Here is an 8,085-nt window from a genome sequence, read left to right as displayed (position 1 = left end):
GTCCCAGCGCGGCGGCCTCCGCCACGCCGTCGCCGGCGGGCCCGGCCCCCGTGCTGCCGAGCAGCCCGAGGCCGCGCTCCACCAGCGCGAGGCCCTGGCGTCCGGCCGGGCCGTGCAGCACCACCGGCTCGCGATCGTCGGCGAGCAGGTCGACGAGCAGCAGGTCGGCGGCCCGTGCCGGGTCCGCCGGATCCAGTTCGACCAGCCGCACCGAGCTCTCCGGGTACTCCCGGGCCAGGGTGCGGAACAGTCCGCGCAGCCCGTCCGTCCGGCCGGGGCCCGGCCGCGTGGCCGGCCGGACGGCGATCAGCCGTCCGGGGGCGAGGGCCAGCGCGGCCTGCAGGGCGGGCACACCGCCGGGCAGTACCGGTGCTCCGTTCTCCGCGAGCGGGTCCAGCAGCAGGATCGCGTCGAACGGGCCGTCCGCCGCCGGGAGTTCGCTTCCGGCCGGGACGGCCTGCGGGTGCGCGCCGGCGGCGGTCAGCCGGGCGACGAGGGCCGGGCCGACGCCGTGGCCGTCCTCCCCCAGGAGGGCGAACCGCTTGCCCGCCAGGGCCTCCGGGGTGCGGGCCGGTCCGGCGGCGAGCGGTACGGCTTCGAAGGCCAGCCGGACCGGCTCGTGGCCCGTGACGGGCGGCTCGGCCCCGGGGGTGTGGGCGTCGGCGGCGCGGGCCTCAGGGGTGACGGCCTCGGCGGCGGCACCGTCCGGTGCGGTGACCGGCCCGGCGGCGGGCGCGCCGAGCCGGGTGGTGAGCCAGGCGGTGATGTCGGCGGCGGTGCGGGCGCGGGAGAGTTCCTCCACCTGCTCGTCGGCGAGGGCGCCGAGCGCGCCGGTCCCCTGCGCGTCGCCGAAGCGGCCGGCGAGTCGGCCGGCGAGTCGGCCGATGATCTCGGTGCGCTTGATGGAGTCGATGCTGAGGTCGGCTTCGAGGTCCAGGCCGGGCTCGATCATGTCGGCCGGGTAGCCGGTGCGTTCGCTGATCACCTCGACCACCGCGCGCAGCACGTCCTCCTCGCCGACCGGCGCGGCCACGGCCGCCTCAGCCGCCTCAGCCGCCTCAGCCGCCACCGGCGCCACGGCCACCGGCTCCGGTCGGGCGGCGGCGGACAGCTCGGGCAGCGGTACCACCGTCGGCACCGGCAGCTGCGCGGCGGGCGGGGACAGCGGGGCGGGCGCCTGACCGGTGCCACCGAGGTAGGTCATCAGCACGTCGCGCTGGGCCGCGATCAGCTCTCGGCTGCTGCGCAGGAACTCCGAGACCAGTGCGTCGCCGTTCGGGTTCGGTGCCTGGGCTGTCATCAGCGCCTCCGGTACAGGTCGGGCCGGCGCGAGCGCACCGGGCAGCAGTTCTCCGGCAGCGGTGCGCACCAGCTGCCCGTCCACCGTCCAGCCGGGCCGGCGCGGCGTGCGCGCCCGGCCGGCGTCCACCGCGTCCCGGCCGCGGAACAGCCGGTCGGTCCGCACCGGCACGCCCGCGACGGCGAGCGCGGCGAGCGCGTCGAGGAAGCCGGGCAGACCCCGTCGGCGGCCTTCGAACGGCACCGCCCGGTGCGGCCGGTCGCCGAGCACCGCCGACACCAGCCGGGTCAGCACCGACCCCGGGCCGGCCTCGACGAACACCCGGGCGCCCGCCTCGTACATCGCCTCGACCTGCGCCACGAAGCGCACCGGTGCGCCGATCTGCGCCGCCAGCTCGGCCCGCACCCCGGCCGGATCGGCCGGGTAGGCGGCCGCCGTCCGGTTCGCGAAGACCGGGAACTCCGGCGCCCGTACCGTCCGGGCCGCCAGCGTCTCGGCGAAGCGCTCGCCCGCGCCCGCCACCAGCGGGCTGTGAAAGGCGCAGGCGACCGACAGCCGCTTCACGCCGTACCCGGCTTCGCGCAGCAGCCCGATCGCGGTGGCCAGCTCCGCCGTCGTACCGGACACCACCGTCTGCCGGGGCGCGTTGTGGTTGGCCACCACCACCCGGCCCGCGAGGCCGCCGGCCGCCAGCACCCGCTCGACCTGCTCGGCCCCGGCCGCCACGGCGACCATCGAGCCCGGGTCGCCGCCCGCGCCGACCGCGCCGAGGATGGCCCGCGCCCGCTCGGCGCCGAGCGAGGGCAGCTCCTCGGCGGCCAGCGCGCCCGCCGCGCAGAGCGCGACCAGCTCGCCGTAGCTGTGGCCGCCCGCGAGCTGCGGGCTCACCCCGGCCAGGGCCAGCAGCTCGAACGCCGCCAGGCCCGCCATGCCCAGCACGGGCTGGGCCACCCTGGTGTCCGTCACGGCGGTGCGCTGCGCCTCCCTCGCCTCGGGGGTGAAGGCCAGCGGCGGGTACAACGCGTCCGCGTAGCCCGCGCCGAGCCGCAGGTGGCGCTGCACCCCGGGGAAGGCCGCGAACAGCTCGGCGAACATCCCCGGGCGCTGGCTGCCCTGCCCGGGGAAGAGGAAGGCCACCTCGCCCGGCTGCTCGCCCGCCGCCTCCGCGAGGTACAGTCCGTCGGCGGGCGCTCCGGCCTCGGCGGCCCGCAGCAGCCGGACCAGTTCGGCGACGTCCGAGGCCACCACGGCGACCTGGACCGGGCCGCGCCCGGACTCCGCCCGCCGGGAGGCTGCCAGCGCGAGGTCGCGCAGCCGCCAGGGCGCGCCGTCCGACACCGCCGACCGCAGGAGCTCCGCGACCCCGCGCAGTGCCCGCTCCCGGTCGGTGCCCCGGAAGGTGAACAGTTCGGCCGGCCACTCATGGAGCCCGTGCACCGGCGTCGGCCCGTCGTAACCGCGCAGCACCGCGTGGAAGTTGGTACCGCCGAAGCCGAACGCGCTGACGCCGGCCACCCGTTCGGCAGGTGCGGCGGCCCACGGACGGGCCTCGGCGTGGAAGACGAACGGGCTGCCGTCAGCCTCCCAGGCCGCGTTCGGCCGCTCCACGTGCAGGGTGGGGGGCTTGATCCCGGTGTGCAGCGCCAGCGAGACCTTGATCAGACCGGCCAGTCCGGCCGCGCACTTGGTGTGCCCGATCTGCGACTTGACCGACCCCAGCGCGCAACTCCCGGGTGCGGCGCCGTCCTCGGCGAACACCTCGCTCAGTACGGCGAGTTCGGTACGGTCGCCGACCACCGTGCCGGTGCCGTGCGCCTCGACCAGCCCGACCCGGGCCGGGCCGGTACCGGCGCCGCGGTACGCGCGCTCCAGCGCCAGCCGCTGCCCTTCGGGACGGGGCGCCGTCAGGCCGAGCGACCGGCCGTCGCTCGCGCTGCCGATCCCCTGGACCACCGCGTACACCCGGTCGCCGTCCCGCTCCGCGTCCGCCAGCCGCTTCAGCACCAGGCAGCCGACGCCTTCGCCCAGCGCGATGCCGTCCGCCGACGCGTCGAACGGGCGGGAGCGGCCGGTGGGCGAGAGCGCGTGCACCGAGGCGAAGAGCAGGAAGTCGTTGATCCCGTTGTGCAGGTCGGCGCCGCCGCACAGGGCCAGGTCGCTCGCCCCGGAGGCCAGTTCCTTGCAGGCCACGTCCAGTGCCGCCAGCGAGGAGGCGCAGGCGGCGTCCACCGTGAAGTTGGCGCCGCCCAGGTCCAGGCGGTTGGCGATCCGGCCGGAGATGACGTTGGAGAGCATGCCGGGGAAGGAGTCCTCGGTGAGCGTCGGCAACTGCTCGGCGATCGCCTCCGGCACCTTGCCCAGGTAGGCCGGGAGCACCGCGCCCAGCACGCCCGCGTTCGACAGGTCACTGCCCGCCTCCGCGCCGAACACCACGCTGGTGCGGCGCCGGTCGAAGTCCCGGCCGCCCTCCGCTCCCCCGCCGTCGTACCCGGCGTCCAGCAGCGCCCGCCGCGCCGCCTCCAGTGCGAGCAGTTGCACCGGCTCGATGCTGCCGAGCGCGGCCGGCGGGATCCCGTAGGCCAGCGGGTCGAACGGGATCCGCGGCAGGAAGCCGCCCCACTTGGAGGGCGTGCTGCCGGGGCCGCCGTCGGCCGAGTGGTAGAGCGCCGGATCCCAGCGCTCGGCCGGCACCTCCGTCACCGCGTCCACCCCGCCGACCACGTTCGCCCAGAAGGCCGGCAGGTCGGGGGCGCCGGGGAACATGCCGGCCATGCCGATCACGGCGATGTCGAGCGGAGCCGGCTCGGGCTCCGCCGCGGCCTCCGGTACCAGGCCCAGCCGCTCCACCAGGTCGGTGGCCCGCGCGGACAGGAATCCGGCCGCGCCGGTGCCGACCGCGGCGTGCAGCTCGGCCACCGTCGTGGTGGCCGAGCGCAGGACGGCGACCTGCCCGGCCATGAACATGCCCCGGGCCAGCTGCTCCTGCTCGTCCACCCCGACGAGTTCCCCGGCCACCCGGTCGAGGCCCTTGCTGGCGATCCGCAGCCGGCCGACGTTCAGCCGCTCCAGCCTCTCCCAGACCTCGCGCTCGGGCACGCCCTCGGCCCGCAGCCGCTCCCGGGTCCGCTCGAACTCGGCCGTGAACGGGCTCGCGACACAGCGGGTGGCGTGCCCGGGAGCCGTCTGCAGCAGCTCCGTCCCGCGCGCCGCCAGCACCTGCCGCTGGAACTGCGGCTGGACGGCGCCGTGGGCCACCGCCTCCTCGGTGAACAGGTACGCCGTCCCCATCAGGAGTCCCACCGCCACACCCCGGCCGGCCAGCGGTGCGGCCAGCGCCGCGACCATGGCCGCCGAGCGCTCGTCGTGCACGCCGCCCGCGAACAGCAGCTCCACCTGAGGGCTGTCCCGCGCGGCGGCCAGGAAGTCCTCCACCACCGCCGACTGCGCCTCCCACAGCGGGAAGCTGTGCCGGGGCCCGACGTGTCCGCCGCACTCCGAGCCCTCCAGGACGAACCGGCGGGCCCCGTCCTCCAGGAACTGCTTCAGCAGCCCCGGGGAGGGCACGTGCAGGAAGGTCCGGACACCCGCCTCCTCCAGCACCCGGGCTTGCGACGGGCGCCCGCCCGCGATCACCGCGTGGGTGGGACGCGCCGCCAGCACCTCGGCGAGCTGGGCGCTCCGCACCTCCTCCGGCGCGAAGCCCAACACCCCTACGCCCCAGGGTTGTCCGTCGAGGGCGGCGGCGGTCTCCGCCAGCAGGTCACGGGTCTGCTCCGGGCCGGCCAGGGCGAGGGCCACCACCGGCAGGCCACCCGCCTCGGCCACCGCGGCCGCGAACCCCGGCTGGTCGCTGACCCTGGTCATCGGGCCCTGCACCACGGGCAATCCGGTCCCCAGCGCCCGGCTCATCGGCGTACCGGGCCCGAGCAGCGCCGACGCCGCACCGGGCGCGGCCGCGGCCCGCAGTGCGTCCAGCACGGCGTCCCGGACCGCGCGGACCGCCGCCCCGGCCGTTCTCCATCGATCGGCGAATCTGCCGGCCAGGAAACCGTCCTGACCGACCATCAGCCGAGCTCCCGGCGATTCGCCGGAGGAGGCCCTCTGCAGCACCCGGCACCCGTCGACCACCGCCGTCTCGGACCCGTCCATGCGGCGCACGGCCGCCGCGATCTCCTGCGGAACCGCCGACTCGGCGAGCAGCGCGAGCTGGCTGTCCAGCACCACTCCGGCCGCCCCGCCGGCCACCGCCGCCGCCGCGGTGCGCAGGCCGATGCCACCGCCGGCCCAGACCGGCACCCCGATCCCGGGCGCGGCCAGCAGTTGCTGGAGCAGCACGAAGGTGCTCAACTCACCGACCGGGCCGCCGCTCTCGCTGCCGCGCGCGATCAGTCCGTGCGCGCCGGCGCGGACCGCCGCGAGTGCCTGCGCGAGATCGGTGACCTCGACCAACAGGCGGTACGCACCGGCCAGTTCGGCCGCGTTCCGGCGGGGGGCGCCCTCGGCCAGTACCACGGTGTCCGGTCCCGCACCGCCGCGCGAGCGCAGCTCGGCGAGGTCGAACCCGCAGCCGGGGCCGACCCTGACGCCGAACCGGCCGGTGAACCGCCCGCGGAGGGTGGCGAGTTCCTCGCGGGCGCGGCGGTCCCCCGCCCCGAGGTCCAGCACACCCAGCGCGCCCGCGCGGGACACGGCCTCGACGAGCCCCGCATCCGGCTGCTGGAACGGCGTGAGGCCGATGACGAGGTCGGTCAGCAGTGCGGTCGGTGCGGTGGTCGACTGTGCGGCGGACCTCATGGGCTCTCCCGGTGTGAGTCTGACGGCGCAGCGGGGGCACGAGCGACTCTCGGTGCAGCGCATCACGAAGCGCCCCCGCGGCATTGCCGGAGGCACTCTCGCGCGATTCGCCGCCCGCTTGTAGGTTGACACTACTAGCGGGTAGTGCCCGACAGGTTAAACGCACGTTGCGCGTGCATGTCAAGACAATCGACAGTCCCTGGCGTCACCCCCGAATGAGTCGGAGATCGAGCCAAAAGCACGACCACGGAGGGAAGTTGACGACGGCGTCCGCCCTGCGGGCCGGTCCGGTGATCGACGCCGCCCGTGGTCGGGTGACGGGACGTCACACTGCCTGTCCCGCGGGGGAACGCCACCCGGGAGCCGTCCTCCTCCCTGGTCACGGTGACGGGCCGCCCGGCGGGCGCGGGTCACCGACGCGCCCGCCTCGGCCGGGTCGCCGCCATGAGCGGCCGGCGGCCACGAACTCCCGAAGACCCGTTCGTGTCCGGCCGCCCACGGCTCCGGCGGCGTGACGGCCGCCGGGGACGGGCTCACCCGGGGGGCGTTCCGCACGGTCTTCGCCGAGCGGGAACGCAGCGCGTCGCTAGTCCGCGGCCAGCGCGGACGGGATGTCGAGGCGAACCGCCCGCGCAGCCGGGGCCAGCGCCGCGAGGAGGCCGGCGATCACGGCGGCCGCCGTCAGTTCCGCAAGGGTGATCCAGGGCACTGACAGGACGGTCTGGCCCTCACCCGCCATGCGGTGGAGGGCGATCCCCCAGGCGATGCCGAGCGACACGCCTGACAGCGCCCCCAGCGCGGTGATCACGACCGACTCCAGGCGGACCATCCGGCGGACTTCGCGGCGTGAGGCGCCGACCGCGCGCAGCATGCCGATCTCGCGCGTCCGTTCCCCGACCGACATGGCCATCGTGTTGGCCACGCCCAGCACCGCGATGACGACCGCGAGGGCCAGCAGCCCGTACGCCATCGAGAGCATCCGGTCGGCGCTGCTCCGGACGGATGCCTTGTAGGCCGCCCGGTCCTGCACGGCCAGCTGTGGGTACCCGGCCAGCGCCGTGGTGAGCGCCTTCCCGACCGCTGTCGGGTCCGCGCCGCGGGCCGTGAAGGCGAACAGGGTGGTGTCGGAGGCGGTGGGAGCCAGGGCGGACAGGACGTCGAGTCCGACGCTGGGCGCGAGTCGTACCCGGCCCATCGACATGCCGGGCGGTTCTTGGCGTTGAACGGCGCCGATCGTCAGGGTCACCGGGGGGCTGCCCGGTCCGGCGAGGGTGACCCGGTCGCCGATCCCGACGCCGAGCCGCTCGGCCATGGCGTCCACGAGGACGATCTGGCCGCGGGTGAGCGCGGTTCGCGGATCGCCCGCTGTGTAGGTCTCGTGCATCGCGGTGGGGAAGCCGGGCTCGTCGCCGTAGACGGTGGTGGACAGCGTGGTCGCTCCGGCGGTGAGCGTGGCCTTGGTGATCCGTTCCCTGACGACCTCGCCGATTCCCGGTACCCGCCGCGCCGCCGCGGCGGCCTCGGGTCCGAACTGCGCCTGCGCGTGCTGTCCGCTGACGATGAAGTCCGCGCCGAGCATCCGGTCGGTGCGAGCCGCCATGGAGTCCGAGGCGGAGGCCGCCGAGACGGCCATCGTCGTTGCCACGCAGATACCGATCATCAGCGCGGCAGAGGTGGCGGCGGTGCGGCGCGGGTTGCGCAGCGTGTTCCCGGCGGCGATCGCGCCGATCGGCCCGAAGAGCCGTGGGAAGGCGGCCGTCAGGACCGGGACGACGCCGCGGACAAGAGCGGGCCCGAGCGGGAAGAAGGCGATCGACATCAGCAACATGCCCGGCAGCGCCGCGGCATGGCCCGCGATCAGCAGACCGGCCCCGGCCGGCAGCAGCGCCGCGCCGGTCCACGAGGACCTGGCCGCCAACGAGGACGCCACGCAGTCGGTCTCCAGCATCGACGGCAGGACGAACACCGACTGGAAGGCCTGGCAGCCGACC

Annotated in this window: 2 protein-coding genes; both read right to left on the bottom strand. The window is 76.1% G+C overall.

All coding sequences use genetic code 11. From position 1 onward, the window contains the following. Positions 1 to 6,094, bottom strand: a 6,094-nt coding sequence (locus AB0E96_RS35270; RefSeq protein WP_359829930.1) for a beta-ketoacyl synthase N-terminal-like domain-containing protein, incomplete at its 3' end; no start/stop codon positions are given. Positions 6,095 to 6,680: 586 nt separating this feature from the next. Then, positions 6,681 to 8,085: FtsX-like permease family protein (locus AB0E96_RS35265; RefSeq protein ID WP_359829928.1), on the bottom strand; the 1,405-nt coding region annotated here is incomplete at its 5' end.

The organism is Kitasatospora sp. NPDC036755, from assembly GCF_040636595.1.
Taxonomy (GTDB): domain Bacteria; phylum Actinomycetota; class Actinomycetes; order Streptomycetales; family Streptomycetaceae; genus Kitasatospora.
This window is presented reverse-complemented; position numbering and strand designations above follow the sequence as displayed.